The sequence below is a fragment of the Desulfobaculum sp. genome, from assembly GCF_054921475.1.
On the sequence record NZ_JBUDSW010000082.1, the window covers coordinates 1 to 13,616 of the forward strand.

The 13,616-nt window shown below is 60.6% G+C and carries 13 protein-coding genes; all 13 read right to left on the reverse strand.

Going from position 1 to position 13,616, the window contains the following annotated elements; genetic code table 11:
- The coding region (locus ACY69P_RS07225) for a hypothetical protein (RefSeq protein WP_462327009.1) at positions 1-285 on the reverse strand (285 nt) is incomplete at its 3' end.
- A gap of 1 nt (position 286) precedes the next feature.
- Positions 287-1,000: a flagellar basal body-associated FliL family protein gene (locus ACY69P_RS07230; RefSeq protein WP_459899422.1), complete on the reverse strand. Its 714-nt coding sequence runs from the start codon at positions 998-1,000 to the stop codon at positions 287-289.
- A 39-nt stretch (positions 1,001-1,039) separates the two neighbouring features.
- Positions 1,040-1,423 carry a chemotaxis response regulator CheY gene (locus ACY69P_RS07235; protein ID WP_459899424.1) on the reverse strand — a complete coding sequence of 128 codons (384 nt, stop codon included), beginning with the start codon at positions 1,421-1,423 and terminating at the stop codon, positions 1,040-1,042.
- Between the two features lie 21 nt (positions 1,424-1,444).
- Positions 1,445-2,233 carry a FliA/WhiG family RNA polymerase sigma factor gene (locus ACY69P_RS07240; protein ID WP_404844633.1) on the reverse strand — a complete coding sequence of 263 codons (789 nt, stop codon included), beginning with the start codon at positions 2,231-2,233 and terminating at the stop codon, positions 1,445-1,447.
- The gene (locus ACY69P_RS07245; protein ID WP_462327010.1) at positions 2,187-3,047 is read right to left on the reverse strand and encodes a MinD/ParA family protein; all 861 of its coding nucleotides are present in this window, start codon (positions 3,045-3,047) and stop codon (positions 2,187-2,189) included. The genes ACY69P_RS07240 and ACY69P_RS07245 overlap by 47 nt, the downstream gene beginning before the upstream one ends.
- Positions 3,028-4,116, reverse strand: a complete 1,089-nt coding sequence (locus ACY69P_RS07250) for a flagellar biosynthesis protein FlhF (protein WP_459899427.1) — start codon at positions 4,114-4,116, stop codon at positions 3,028-3,030. The genes ACY69P_RS07245 and ACY69P_RS07250 overlap by 20 nt, the downstream gene beginning before the upstream one ends.
- Positions 4,106-6,223: a flagellar biosynthesis protein FlhA gene (gene flhA, locus ACY69P_RS07255; protein ID WP_462327011.1), complete on the reverse strand. Its 2,118-nt coding sequence runs from the start codon at positions 6,221-6,223 to the stop codon at positions 4,106-4,108. The genes ACY69P_RS07250 and flhA overlap by 11 nt, the downstream gene beginning before the upstream one ends.
- A 33-nt stretch (positions 6,224-6,256) precedes the next feature.
- Complete coding sequence (gene flhB / locus ACY69P_RS07260; protein WP_462327012.1) at positions 6,257-7,318, reverse strand: flagellar biosynthesis protein FlhB; 1,062 nt, start codon at positions 7,316-7,318, stop codon at positions 6,257-6,259.
- 33 nt (positions 7,319-7,351) lie between these two features.
- Positions 7,352-8,134, reverse strand: a complete 783-nt coding sequence (gene fliR, locus ACY69P_RS07265; protein WP_404844638.1) for a flagellar biosynthetic protein FliR — start codon at positions 8,132-8,134, stop codon at positions 7,352-7,354.
- A gap of 75 nt (positions 8,135-8,209) precedes the next feature.
- Positions 8,210-10,087: a polysaccharide biosynthesis protein gene (locus ACY69P_RS07270; protein WP_462327013.1), complete on the reverse strand. Its 1,878-nt coding sequence runs from the start codon at positions 10,085-10,087 to the stop codon at positions 8,210-8,212.
- 166 nt (positions 10,088-10,253) lie between these two features.
- On the reverse strand, positions 10,254-11,240 hold the full coding sequence (locus ACY69P_RS07275; protein WP_462327014.1) for an MraY family glycosyltransferase: 987 nt from the start codon (positions 11,238-11,240) through the stop codon (positions 10,254-10,256).
- Positions 11,230-12,240 carry an NAD-dependent epimerase/dehydratase family protein gene (locus ACY69P_RS07280; protein WP_462327015.1) on the reverse strand — a complete coding sequence of 337 codons (1,011 nt, stop codon included), beginning with the start codon at positions 12,238-12,240 and terminating at the stop codon, positions 11,230-11,232. The genes ACY69P_RS07275 and ACY69P_RS07280 overlap by 11 nt, the downstream gene beginning before the upstream one ends.
- Entirely contained in the window at positions 12,237-13,391 is a 1,155-nt protein-coding gene (locus ACY69P_RS07285; protein WP_459899439.1) for a glycosyltransferase family 4 protein, read from the reverse strand. Before ACY69P_RS07285 ends, ACY69P_RS07280 begins: the two co-directional genes overlap by 4 nt.
- Positions 13,392-13,616: the final 225 nt, after the last annotated feature.

The window sequence follows — 13,616 nt, forward strand, 5'->3', positions numbered from 1 at the left end:
CGGGGACTTCTTAGGGTCGTCCTCTTCCTCTGCGCTGTGGTCCTTTCTGTCGCGCATGTGGCGACCCTGCTTGGAAGAGCCGTCTTTGCCCTCGTCGTCTACGACTTTCGAGCGCTCTTGCTTTTCGACTTCTTCCACCGAGTGTTGACGGCGAAGTGCCTCCTCGCGGGCGCGCTGTTCGGAAAGGGCGGTTTGCGCTTCCGGGCGGGCCTGCTCCACGCTGGTCAGCTTTGACAGATGTGGCAGCTGCGCCAGCAAGACAGGGAGGTTGATGCTCGTTGGCATTTTACTTCACCAGATATTCCTCGATAAGCAGGGTCTCCAGCCTTCCGTTGCTGAGATATTGGTTGATGACGGAGAGAATGTCGGCCTTGAGGGTATCCGCGTTGTCCATGTCTGCAAGGTAGGCCATGTCTTTGTTCTTCAGGTAGTAGAACACGGCATCGCGCAGGGTGGTGGTCTTTTGCGTAATCTCGAAGGAGAGCTTTTCGTTTTCCGTCACGGTGGCGAATTTGCACCGCAGGAAGTGGATTTCTCCGTCCTTGCCCCGCATTTCCACCATAAAGGGGGCGAGGGAGACGATGAATTCCTGCACTTCTTCCTCTTCCACCATGGGAGCGGGCTGCTCTTGAGGCTGAATCTCTTCTACGGGTGGCTCCGGCTCGGCCACGGGCTGCGTGGCGGGTTTGGTATAGAGCCATATGGCAAGGCCAGCAAGGAGAAGGAGCAGGACGGCCGCAGCCGGGATGACGATGCGCTTGTTCTTGAACCACGGCTCTTGGTCGCCGGCTGGTTCCTCGTCGACGACGGAAGGGGCTTCCTCTTCGGGAAGCTCCTCCTCGTCCTCGTCTTCATCCTCCTCCAGAAAGGGCGCGTCTTCCAGGTCGAGTTCAACCTTTTGCGAGTCCTGGGGGAGGGATGCGGTCAGTTCATCGGTATCGAGTTCGGCTTTAGCCGAGTCGTCCTCTCCATTAAGGAGATCGTCGAGTTCGTCGGTCATTCTGTGTTAAACCAAGCCAAAACGCTGTTGCGGAGCGGCTTATCCCTCAAAAATCTTTTCGATTTTCTGGTTCATGGTTTCAGCGGTGAAGGGCTTCACGATGTAGTTGGACACCTTGGCCTGCACGGCCTCGATGATGTTCTCCTGAAGGCCCTCTGCGGTGACCATGAGGAAGGGGATATCGGCGAACTCTTCACTGGCGCGGACTTTGCGCAGCAGGTCGATGCCGGGCATCTCGGGCATGTTCCAGTCCGAGACGATAAAGTCGATTTTGTCTTTATTGAGGACTTCCCATGCGGTGGAGCCGTCGTCTGCTTCGACGATGTTGTTGAAGCCCAGCTGCCGAAGGATGTTCTTGACGATTCTGCGCATGGTGGAGAAGTCGTCCACCACGAGAACCCGCATGTTTTTATCAATAGCCATAAAGGTCTCCCGTGCTAGGTTTTATTCCTGCCCATAAGAGGCGCGGAATTTCTTTTTCAGTTTTTTAAGTGCCTGTGAATGAAGCTGCGAAACGCGGCCTTCGGTTATTCCCATAACCTCCGCCGTTTCTCGCATATTCAATTCTTCAGTGTAGTAGAGGGATAATACCAGTTTCTCTCGCATCGTCAACTCGTCGATGAGACTGGCAATCTTGTCAATGATGTCCTGCAGGGCAGTTGATTTGTATGGCTCGTTATCATGGTGCGCGTTCTGGTCCGGCGAAAAGTGGTCCTGAATGGCATCAAGACTAAGGCACAACTGATTCTGCAAGGCACCAAGGCCTGCCTCCACTTCCTTCTCCGACAGTCCCGTCTCTTCCCGAAGCTCCGCTTTGCTGGCTTTGCGTCCTGTTCTGCTTTCCACTTTGCGGATGGCTTCTTCCAGTGTACGGACGCGCTGGCGCAAACCGCGGGAGAACCAGTCCATACGACGCAGTTCATCAAGCATGGCGCCCTTGATACGATTTTCCGCGTAGGTCTCGAACTTAATGTTGAGCTCGGGCTTGAACTTGCCCAAGCACTCAATAAGCCCAAGCGTACCTGCGGAAAGCAGTTCGTTCAGGTCGACCTGCTGCGGCAGCTTCCCTTTGAGCCGGAGTGCCAGAATCTTAATCTTGGGCGCGTAGTGGCGGACGATGAGCTCCCGCTCGTAGGCGGAGAAGTCATCCCAGCGCACTTCGCCGGATTCCAGCAGCTTCCAAGGCTCATTCTTGGAAGAGGAGTTTTTTCCAGAAGAACTTAATGTTTCCATCGAGTTGTGTGGGTGCCTTCCAAGCATTGATTCTGCGTGCGACCCCCGCGAGGGCCTGGCTCGCGGGGCTGTCCGGAAACGCCTGCGCAAACGGCTGCTGCTTGATGACGGACGAGCGCACCGACTGGTCATAGGGAAGCACGCCCAAGAGATCGAGGGAAACCCCCGAGAGGAACTGGTCGCACGCCGTGTGGAGCTTGAGGTAAATCTCCTTGGCGGCGGCCATGTTCTTGGCCATGTTCACGACCACGCGGAAGCGTTCGATGCCGTGTTGCGCCTTGAGCACCTTGATGAGCGCGTAGGCGTCCGTGAGGGACGTCGGCTCCGGGGTCAGGACGAGAATGCGTTCCTGCACCGCAAGGTTGAAATACAAGACATTGTCGTTGATTCCCGCTCCTGTGTCCACAAGCAGGTAGTCGATGTCATTCTCCAGTATATCCATCGACTCAAGAAGTTCCAGCTTTTGTCCCGTATCAAGGTCCATCATGTCCGACACGCCGGACGAGGCGGGAAGGATGGAGAACCCAAAGGGCGTGGAATAGAGGATGTCGCTCAGGCCCGCATTTTCGTGGAAGAGGTGAAAAAGGTTCTTCTGCGGTGCGAGGCCGAGCATAACGTCCACATTGGCGAGGCCGAGGTCCGCGTCAAGCAGCACCACGCGCTTGCCCATGGAGGCAAGCAGGTAGGCGAGGTTGGCGCTGACGTTGGTCTTGCCCACGCCGCCCTTGCCGGACGTGATGGAGATGACGTGCGGAAAACCGGTTCCGCTGTCTGCCGAGGGGCGAGTCTTGTCTTTACTGAGCGTAGTTGCCACGTTTTTCCTCGAGAGGGCTTTCGGGGAGCTGGCGCTTGAATATCAGTCTCCACAGCATGCCAGTGTCTGCGGGCACGAGGGTGCCACGCAATCCGGACCCGATTGAAAGGGCTGCCACGGGCAGACCCGTAGCGTGGGCCGTGTTGACCACAGCCCCGAAGTTACAGGCTTCGTCAAGCTTCGTCCAGATAACCGATGCGCATTTGGACGAGGCGTACTTGCGGGTAAACAGCTCCAGCTGGGCGGGCGCGTAGTGCGGCGACAGCACCAGATGCACGGCCATGTCGTCGCATTCGCCAAGGCCAATAAGCTGGAGGTACCTATTCAGCGTGGTTTTCCCCGACATGGCGGGCATGTCGACGAAAATCCTGTCAAATTTCTGGCCGTCCTTAACAAGGTCCAGCATCTCGCGGGCGTTCCGGATGTCCTTGTAGGCCATACCGGAGAGTTCCGCAAAGTACTTCAGGTACTGCCGCGCCTTTCCGCCGGAGGCGTCAAGGTTCACAATGCAGATGCGGCTGTCCGGACGTTTGGTATGACATGCAAGCGCCATACGCAAGAGGGTTGTGCTTTTTCCGCATCCGCTCGGGCCTGCCAGCACGTGCAGCTTCTGCCGCCAATTCTTCCAATTCCATGCGTGGGGGCGGACAATGCGGCCCAGCGCGCCAAGGATGGAGCTTTCCCTGTCGCCGCGAAGCGTATCGTACAGGGCAAGGCTCACGCCTTCGGCCACGCCTTCGCGTTCCAGCAGTTCCAGCGCCTGACGCTGCCGCGGCGCGAGCATGGACATATCCAGCTGCGGCTTGATGAGCGCCATCATGTGCGACTTGATGAGGTCCCATTCGCGGTGCCACTCGTTCCAGCCCGGCGCGCCGCCAGTCTGCGGATCATCTCCGGTTGCGGGCTTTTCCGGTGCGGCATGGTCCGTGGCGGCGGTGACCTCGCACCACGTCTTTTCGCCTTCGCTGACGTTTTGCGTGCCGAGAATGACGGCGTCGTCTCCAAGCACCTGTTTGACCTGCTGGAGCGCCTCGAAAGAACTTCTGCCTCTGAATGTCTTAACCTGCATAGTCAATGTCCACGTTTGCAAGAGTTACGAGTTTCACATCTGCGGGGATTTCAGCTTGAGAGATAACAGGGAGGTTCGGAATGAACCGGACCAGAAGCTGTGCGAGGTGTGAGCGAGTTACCGGTGTCGTGAGGAGGACAGGTTGTCCATCCGTGGCGACGGCGCGTTCCGCCGCCTCATTGATGTTTTGTATAATCTGCTGGGCAAGGCCCGGCTCCATAGCGAGGAAGGTGCCCTGTTCGGACTGGCGCAGGCCATCCTGGAAGGCGCGCTCCACGTTGTGCGACAGCGTGATGATGGGCAGCGTGCCGCCGCTGTCCAAGTAGGGCTTGATGATGGTGCGGCCCATCTTGGAGCGGATGTATTCCGTCAGCTGGTCGGGGTCCTTGATGCCCGTACCGTAGTCGGTCAGGGTTTCCGCCACGGTCAGGATGTCGCGGACGGAGACGTTTTCGCGCACGAGGTTCTGCAGCACCTTCTGTACTGTGCCAAGGGGCAGCGTGCCGGGCACGAGGTCTTCCACGGCCTTGGGGGCGCGCTTGGACAGGTTGTCCAGAAGGGCCTGCGTCTCCTGCCTGCCGAGGAACTCGTGCAGGTTGCGGCGGAACACTTCCGTCAAATGCGTGGCGATGACGGTGGACGGGTCCACAACGGTGTAGCCCGCGAGCATGGCCTCTTCCTTCTGCTTTTCGGGAATCCACAGCGCGGGCAGGTTGAATGCCGGCTCCTGCGTCTCGATGCCCTGAATCCTGTGCTTGGCGTCGCCGGGGTCCATGGCCAGATAGTGGTCGATCATGATTTCGCCGGTGGCGACCTGATTGCCCTTGATGAGCACGGAGTACTGGCCGGGCTTCAGCTGCAGGTTGTCGCGCAGGTGCAGGGACGGGATAACCACGCCCATGTCCAGTGCGAACTGTCGGCGGATGGAGCGGATGCGCGCCAGCAGGTTGCCGTTCTGGTCCTCGTCCACCAGCGGAATGAGGCCGTAGCCCACTTCCAGCTCCAGTGCGTCGAGGGGCAGAAGGCTCTGGACTTCCTCGGGGGTTTCCAGCTCGCCGGTCTGTGCGGCTGTGCCCTTGCCCTTGGCCGCCGGGCCGCCCGCATCCTCAACAGCCTGATGGAAGCGGCTGGACAGGATGGAGACCACGAACAGCACGCCCGCCAGCAGCAGGAAGGCAAAGGTCGGCATGCCGGGAATCAGGCCGAAGATGACCAGAATGCAGCTGGTCAGCTTGAGCGCGCGGGAGTGGTAGGTCAGCTGGCCGATGAACTCCTCGCCCATCTTGGCTTCCGCCGCCGCGCGGGACACGATGATGCCCGAACTGGTGGAGATGATAAGCGACGGAATGGTGGAGACCAAGCCGTCACCGATGGTCAGCAGGGTATAGGTCTGTGCGGCCTCGCTCCAGCTCATGTCCTGCTGGACCATGCCAATGAAGATGCCGCCGATGATATTGATGATGGTGATGAGGATACCGGCCTTCACGTCACCACTGACGAACTTGCCCGCACCGTCCATGGCGCCGTAGAAGTCGGCTTCCTTTCGCAGGGCGTCGCGGCGCTGGGTGGCTTCTTCCTCGGACAAGAGACCGGCGTTGAGGTCGGCCTCAATGGCCATCTGCTTGCCGGGCAGGGAGTCGAGGGTAAATCGTGCGGCCACCTCGGCAATACGGGTGGTGCCGTCGACGATAACCATCTTGTTCAGCGCAAACAGGATGAGGAAGATGACGATGCCGATCACAAAGTTGCCGCCGACAACGAATTGACCAAACGCTTCAATAACCCGTCCCGCCGCGCTTGGCCCTTGGTCGCCATTGAGCAGGATGAGTCTGGTGGAGGCAACGTTGAGCGCAAGGCGAAGCAGCGTAGCCACGAGCAGAAGCGAGGGGAAGATGGAGAATTCCAGCGGGGATTTCATGAACATGGTGGTGATGAGCACCACAAGGCTGAGCGAGATGGAGCACGTCAACATCATGTCCAGAAAGATCGTGGGCAGCGGGATGAGCATCGTGAACAGAATGACTACGACGCCAAGGGCCAGCAGGACATCACCCTGCTTGGCAAAGCGTTGGTAATCAAGGTTCATGATAGAGGACTGATTCGCCATAAAATTGACATCCTATCTCAAGCGTTTTTCAGGCTAGCGGGGGCGGTTCTTGAATATCTGGGCCAGTATTGAGGCCACTGCCTGGTACATTTCCTCGGGGATGACGTCCCCAACTTCTACTGATTTATACAAAGCCCGTGCCAGCGGCTTGTTTTCGCGGATGGGAATGTTATTTTCCCGGGCGACTTCTTTGATCTTTTCCGCCATGTGGTCCACGCCCTTGGCCAGAACCAGCGGCGCTGGGGCTTCCATGGCGTCGTATTTGAGGGCGATGGCGATGTGCGTGGGGTTGGTGATGACCACGTCCGCCTCCGGCACCTGCTGGAGCATGCGGCTGGCCATGGACTTCATCATCTTCTCGCGCTGCTGCTGTTTGACCAGCGGGTCGCCGTCGGCCTGTTTGCGCTCGTCCTTGACCTCGTGCTTGCTCATCTTGAGGTTCTCTTTGTAATCCCAGAACGTGTACCACGTGTCGGCAATGCCGATGATGAGCATGGGAATAAGGGCGTAGATGCACATCTTGAGGCCGATGGACAGGATGTAGCTGGCCACGCCCTGCGCGTTGGAGAAGAACAGCGGCGCAAGGTGTGTAAGCTCCGTCTTCAGCACGATGTAGGGCGCAATGCCAATGGCCAGCGCCTGCATGATGCTTTTGAAGAGGCGTACCAGCACCTTGGGGTCGGCAAAGATGCGCTTGAGGCCTGAGGCAAGGTTGAACGTCTTCTCAGGCTTGGGAACGAAAACTTTGGTGGTCCACAGACGGCCTACCTGCATGCGCATGGTGGCAAAGGCCACTACGGCGAGGATGGCAAATGTGGGCAGCAGCATGAGGGCAAGGCGCTGCGACATATCCACAAACAGCGAATACACGCTTTGCTCAGTGATCTGAAAGCTTAGCCCTTCGCCGCAGAACCATGTGAAGACGGACATCAGTTCTTTTTCGATGACGTCAATGTAGAAGTACATACCAACAAGGCCAGCCAGAAGGATTGTCGCTTTGCTGAGCTCCTGGCTCTTTGCGACATTGCCTTCTTCTCTGGCCTTGTTTTTTCGTTTTTGTGTCGCCTCTTCTGTTTTACTCGGATCTTTCGCCATTTCGTAACGTCCTGTGTGCTTTGCGCGGCGCGGCTAGCCGGCCATGGTGCGCAGCAGGTGGTGGAACATGGGCCCCATACCGGCGATGAACGTTGAAACGTGCTGCGCCAGATAGGTAAACAGGATGCCGAGGAAGAAGAACCCAACAGCAATCTTGATGGGAAAGCCGAGGATGAGCACGTGCATCTGCGGTGCGGCGCGGCCAATGAGGGCGAGGGCAAGGTCCACCATGAACAGGGCGGCCATGACCGGCGCGGCGATGCGGACGGCAAGGGTAAAGATGCTTCCCGCCAGCTTCATGAGGCCTTCGCCAAGCTCCGGCGTAATAAGCAGGCCCCCGGGCGGGATGATGGCAAAGCTGTCGGCCAGTCCCTGAATCAAATACAGGTGGCCGTTTAGGCTCAGGAAGGTGAGCAGGGTGGTCATGTACAGAAAGTGCGAGGTGATGACCACGGAGCTACCCGTCAGCGGGTCGACGATGTTGATCATGGCAAAGCCCATCTGGAAGCCAATAATCTGGCCGCCCATCTGCACGGCGGCAAACAGAAAGCGCACAACCAGCATCAGCACAAGGCCAATGAGCAGCTCGCCAAAAATCATCAGCGCAATGTCGAAGGGGTGACGCGGAAACATCACGCCCGTAAACGACAGCGCAGGCCACACGGCGTAACTCAGGACAAGGCACAATGCGGCCTTAACCGTCGTCGGCACCGAGTTGCCGCCAAAAAACGGCAGGACAAAGAGAATAAGACTGACCCGGAACAGGGTCAGAAGAAAGCTGAAAAATGTCGCGGGGTCGAAGTTGAAGATGTCCATGCGGCTGGATAAGCAAGACTCGCGCCAGTTTCCGGGCCGCAGTTGAGACGCCGCGTGGTTGCTTATCCGGCGGCGTCAGCCTGCCTTTTCGGGGTGGTATTCGGGCACCAGATGGCCAAGTTTTTGGCGGATTCGCTCCGGATCGCGCGAGTCCGCGGCCTGCCGCAATTCCTCAAGGTGGCGGGTGAGGGTGAGCACGTCGCAGGTTTGGCCCCGCAGGACCATAATCTTGTCATGCTGCGTGGGGACAACGCCTTCATCCTCGGTGATGAGCTCCTCATAGAGCTTTTCTCCGGGGCGCAGGCCGATGTAGCGCAGTTCGATGTCCGTTCCGGGTTCGCGCCCGGACAGGCGGATAAGGTCCGCCGCCATGTCCGCTATGCGCACGGGCCGCCCCATGTTCAGCACAAACAGTTCCCCGCCTTCCCCCATGCTGCCCGCCTGCAGGATAAGCTGGCAGGCTTCCTCAATGGTCATAAAATAGCGCACCACGTCGGGGTGCGTCACCGTAACGGGACCGCCGTGTTCGATTTGCCGCCGGAACAGCGGAATAACCGAGCCGGTGGACCCCAGCACGTTGCCAAAGCGCACCGCCATCATGGCTGTGCCGTTGCCGCAGTGCGCCTGCATGATTTTTTCCGTCACGCGCTTGGACGCACCCATGACGTTGGTGGGGCGTACCGCCTTGTCCGTGCTGACGATGAGCAGGCGCGGCACGCCGCGCTTGACCGCCGTAGACACAAGGGCATTTGTGGCAAGGATGTTGTTGTACACAGCCTGCCACGGGTTGGCCTCCAGAAGCGGCACATGCTTGTACGCCGCCGCGTGGAAGATAACGTCCGGGCTGTGCGCTGTGATGATGTGCTTTACCCACGCCTCGTCGCACAGGCTGCCCAGCAGGGTTTCGTAGTCGTGGAAATTGCGCTCGTGCTCCAGCTCCATCTGGATGGTGTAGAGAGCGTATTCGCTGGCGTCGAGCAGGAGCAGGCGCTTGGGGCCGTAGGTGAGTATTTGGCGGCAGAGCTCGGACCCGATGGAACCGCCCGCACCCGTGACCAGCACGACCTTGCCGCGCAGGTAGCCCGCAATTTTGCGGTCATCCAGCGAGACGGGCTGGCGCCCCAGCAGATCTTTGTAATCGACGTCGCGCAGGTCCTTGATGGAGACGCGCCCGCCCGCGATGTCCGTCAGCGACGGGATGCGGCGGCAGGCGAGGTCCGCGCGCTCGCACAGCGTCATCAGGTGGCGTATCTCTTCGCCCGAGGCATCGGGCAGGGCGATGAGCGCGTCGGTGACGCCAAACTTTTCAATGCGCTTCCACTCCGGCAGGGCGTCTAACCCGCCCACCACGGGCACGCCGTGGATGGAGTGCCCGTGCATGCTCTTGTCGTCGTCAAAGATGGCGACGATGCGCAGGTCCGAAGCGCGGTTGGACTGGCTCTCGCGCAGCAGGGTTTCCCCGGCTTTGCCCGCGCCCAGCAGCACGCAGGTTGTCTGGTCGGGATTCTGTCCCGGACGCGGCAGCAGCACCCGCGACAGGGTCACAAAGCCCGTGCCGTAGACCATGCGGATGCCGATGCGCACTCCGGCCACAAAGGCCATGGTGTATACCCAGTCCAGAATAAAGACCGAGCGCGAGAAGCCTTGGAAATTCCGGAAAAACACGATGTAGGCGAGGAGCAGTACCGTGGACACGGTGGTGGCGCGGGCAATGTCCACAAGCTCCGGCAGGCTGGTGTAGCGCCACATGCCCTTGTAGAGGTCAAAGTACAAAAAGCAGGCGATTTTCAGCGGCACCAGCACGGGCAGAACCGACGTGAACTGCTCCAGATGCACGGCGGGTACGGCGAACTCGAACCGCGTCAGGTACGCAAGGGCGTGCGCCGCAAGCACAAGGGCGGCGTCCAGAAGAATCAGGATGTAGAAGTTGATGGACCGGAGCTGCTGAATCACGGAACCGTCACCTCTCTGGTTGGTGTGGTCGTGTGCTGTCTCTCTTGCGGTGCTTTCGCGCTGTGTCCGTGTATGCGGGCGGCGCCCAGCGCGGCGTGGTGAGGGGGCATCACGCCGCAGAACGCAGGGCTATGCTCCTTGTATATCAGAAAGATGGGAAAGGGTGTTACCGGATTTTCAACTTCTGCGCGCGGATGCGTGCTTCGGCAAGGGCGATGAGTAGGGCCGCGCCGCCAAGGCACCACAGGGAGCCGAATTTCGGCCACATGGTTACAGCGAAGGCGGCCGCAATGCTGACCACGGCGTAGGCAAGGCTGACGCGTCCGTGCGACCATCCCGCATCGCTATGCAGGCGCTGGTACACGTGGGAGCGGTGGGCGCGGAAGATATTCTCCCCCCGCAGCAGGCGGCGGCAGATGGTGTAGGCGGCATCGAGTGTAATGGGCAGGGTGACGGCAATCATGCCCGCGGTGGCGTGCGTGGATGGCGCGTGCAGCAGGGCAAGCGACACCGACCCGCCAAGGAACGTGCTGGCCGCATCGCCCATGAAAATCTTCGCGCGGGGCAGGTTCCACGGCAGAAATCCCACCACCGCCGCGGCAAGCAGAATCCACGCGGGCTGATTCATGCTGACGGCGCAAAAGGTGAAGAACACGGCGCTTGTCCCCGCCACAAGGGCGTCCATGCCGTCCATGAAGTTATAGAAATTGATGAGCGCGGTGACCGCAAGGATGCTCACCGTCCATGCGCCAATGCTCCACATTCCTTCCTGCGGCAGAAGGGGCAGGGACAGTGGCCCGAGGGCGATGCACGCCAGCGTCGCCACAGCGATGTGCACGGGCAGGCGCACTGTGGCGGACAGCCCGCGCGTATCGTCCAGCCAGCCCAGCAGGACCAGTGGAACAAGCATCGCCAGCGACAGGCGCAGAGATTGCGAAGAGAGTTGCCCGCCAAGGGCGGCGTCCATGGTTATGGTGGCGGCGAAGGCAATGATAAATGCCAGTCCGCCGCCGCGCGGGGTTGGTGTGGTGTGGGAGCTTCTGGCGTTGGGGATGTCCACCACGTTGCGGCGCAGGGCCGCGCGCCGAAACCAGCCCGTGAGGGCAAAGGACACAAGGGCGGCAACGGCGCATAGCGCCAGCTTATACGCCATGCCCTGCCCCTCCGGCGCGGGTGGTGTGCGCCGCGTACCATGCGGCGGTGGCCGTCAGCCCTTCCTGCGGTGAGAAGGGCGGCGACCACTGGAAGTCGTTGCAGAATCGTGAAGAGTCAACCGTCAGGGAGCCGATGAGGCGGTCCATGGTCGCGCCCTTGCCCACAATCCGCGCGAGACCCCGGAGCAGGAATGGCGGCATACGCGTCAGGTAGGCGCGCGTATGCAGCGCATCCGCAATGGCGCGGATAAGGTGCGGCGTGGAAAAGGACAGCCCGTCGCTGACAAGGTACGCCGTTCCCGTCCCCTGCGACGGCCCAAGGCTGGCCACAAGCGCGTCGGCAAGGTTATGGACGTAGATAAGGCTGCGCTGGTTGTCCACGGAACCAAAGGGGAACGGGATGCCGCGCTCAATGCCCTTCATCAGCCGTAAAAAGTTTGCCCCAACGCCGGGGCCGTACACCAGCGGCGGGCGCAGGATAATGGCGCTGAGTTTCGTCCCCTGCGCCGTGTTCATCAGGAGCATTTCGCCGTCGTGCTTGGAGCGGGCGTAAGCGTCCTGCGGGTTTGGCTGGTCATTGTCCGTTAAGACGCGCGGGCCGCCCTCACCTAGTACCTTCACCGTGCTCATGAAGGTCATCCGGCGCACTCCATGCTCCGCCGCCTGCGCCGCCAGTTGTCCTGTGCCGCTGGCATTCACCCGCGCAAAGGCCGCTTCCGCCGCGTCGCCGCTTTCGTCCATTTTATGCACGCGCGCGGCAAGGTGGATGACGGCGTCCGCACCCGTCAGGGCGGCGCTCCAGTCCGTTTCCGGACCAACATCCGGCACTTCGGTCTGCTCGTATTTGTCAGCGGGCGCCGTTGGCGCAACAGGCGGCAGTGGGCGCCGGACGATGCCGCGCACCCGGTATCCGGCGTCCAGCAGGCGGCCCACCGTGGCGCGGCCAATGAACCCGTTGGCTCCCGTAATGCAGACCAGTCCGCGCGGCGCCGGGGTCATGCCACGCTCCGTTCGTGCTCGCCTGCGAGCATTTCTTCATACAGCGCCAGTGTGCGACGTGTGACGGCCTCCACGGAAAATCCATCAAGCACACGCTCGCGCCCCGCCAGCCCCATCTGTTCGCGCAGGCGTTTGGACGTCACAAGCCGGACCAGCGCGTCAGCCAGCGATTCCACATCGTGCGGCGGCACAAGGAAGCCATTCACATTGTGGTGGACAATATCCCGGCACCCCGGCGCATCCGTCGTCACGATGGGCCGCGCGGCAGAGGCGGCCTCCAGCAGCGACAGCGGCACGCCCTCGCGGTATGTCGTCGGCAAGCAGGCGATGTGGGACTGGGCAAGCAGGGCAGGCATATCCTCCACGTAGCCCTGCCACTCAATATCCGGCTGGCTGGCCCATTCCCGCAGAGTGTGTTGCGAAATGGACGCGGGGTTGTCCTCGTCAGGACGCCCCGCCAGCACAATGCGAAACGGTAATTTCAGTAGCCGCAGCAACCGCGCTGCCTTCACAAGTTCACCCGCGCCCTTGTCCCACAGCATGCGCGCCGCAAACAGAATAACAGGAGCTCCGTCAGGCTCCGGCGTCGGCGCAAAGCGCGAGGTGTCCACGCCAGACCCCGGGATAAGCGTCGCCTGCTCCTCCCGCGCAAGTCCCTCCGCAATAAAGAGGCCCATGTCGTCAGGATTTTGGAAAATGACGCGCGTTCCGGCCGGGTGCAGGCTAGTGCGCAGCCAGCGCGACACGCACAGGCGCAGCGCGCTTCGCTTCAGCCCGCCGCGCGTGAACACGTATCCAAGGCCGGTCACAGCATTCACCACATGCCGCACCCCGGCGCGCTGGGCGGCAGCGGACCCCAGAAGGATGGGCTTTAAGGCCACGTGGTGCACTAGCGTCGGATTGATTTCGCGGTACAGCGCTGTCAGCGCGCGGATGGCCGTCAGCTGGCGCAGGGGGTTGGTGCTGCGCCGGTGGAGCGACAGCGGGTGGTACGTGAAGCCGGCCTCGCGGATGGCATCCACATGCGCGCCCGGGGCGGCAATGACATGCACGTCATACCCAGCCGCCTGCGCGGCGCGGGCAAGTGGGGCGCGGTGTTTCCAGAAATACCAGTCTTCCGTGACAAGGTAGGCAATGCTCGGATGCTTCACTGGCGCGTGCTCCCGGTTGCGTCGTGTCGACCAGCGTGATGCATGGAAGGGGGTTTCTTCTTCATACGGTGAATCACACGCCACGGCAAGGGGGCGTCCAGATTTCCAGTGCAAGACCAACCACTTCAGTAGCCCTCAGCCCCCACCTTCCTCCTCCCCTGTTGGGATTTTTAAGCAATCGTATTGGCAATCAAGCGTTAAGTGCAGGATCCCAAGGTTTTCCCG

Bases quoted from the DNA above. Each gene is read 5' to 3' on its own strand.
- ACY69P_RS07230 (WP_459899422.1), bottom strand. From the start codon at position 1,000: ATGACCGACGAACTCGACGATCTCCTTAATGGAGAGGACGACTCGGCT.
- ACY69P_RS07235 (WP_459899424.1), bottom strand. From the start codon at position 1,423: ATGGCTATTGATAAAAACATGCGGGTTCTCGTGGTGGACGACTTCTCC.
- ACY69P_RS07240 (WP_404844633.1), bottom strand. From the start codon at position 2,233: ATGGAAACATTAAGTTCTTCTGGAAAAAACTCCTCTTCCAAGAATGAG.
- ACY69P_RS07250 (WP_459899427.1), bottom strand. From the start codon at position 4,116: ATGCAGGTTAAGACATTCAGAGGCAGAAGTTCTTTCGAGGCGCTCCAG.
- flhA (WP_462327011.1), bottom strand. From the start codon at position 6,223: ATGGCGAATCAGTCCTCTATCATGAACCTTGATTACCAACGCTTTGCC.
- flhB (WP_462327012.1), bottom strand. From the start codon at position 7,318: ATGGCGAAAGATCCGAGTAAAACAGAAGAGGCGACACAAAAACGAAAA.
- fliR (WP_404844638.1), bottom strand. From the start codon at position 8,134: ATGGACATCTTCAACTTCGACCCCGCGACATTTTTCAGCTTTCTTCTG.
- ACY69P_RS07275 (WP_462327014.1), bottom strand. From the start codon at position 11,240: ATGGCGTATAAGCTGGCGCTATGCGCCGTTGCCGCCCTTGTGTCCTTT.
- ACY69P_RS07280 (WP_462327015.1), bottom strand. From the start codon at position 12,240: ATGACCCCGGCGCCGCGCGGACTGGTCTGCATTACGGGAGCCAACGGG.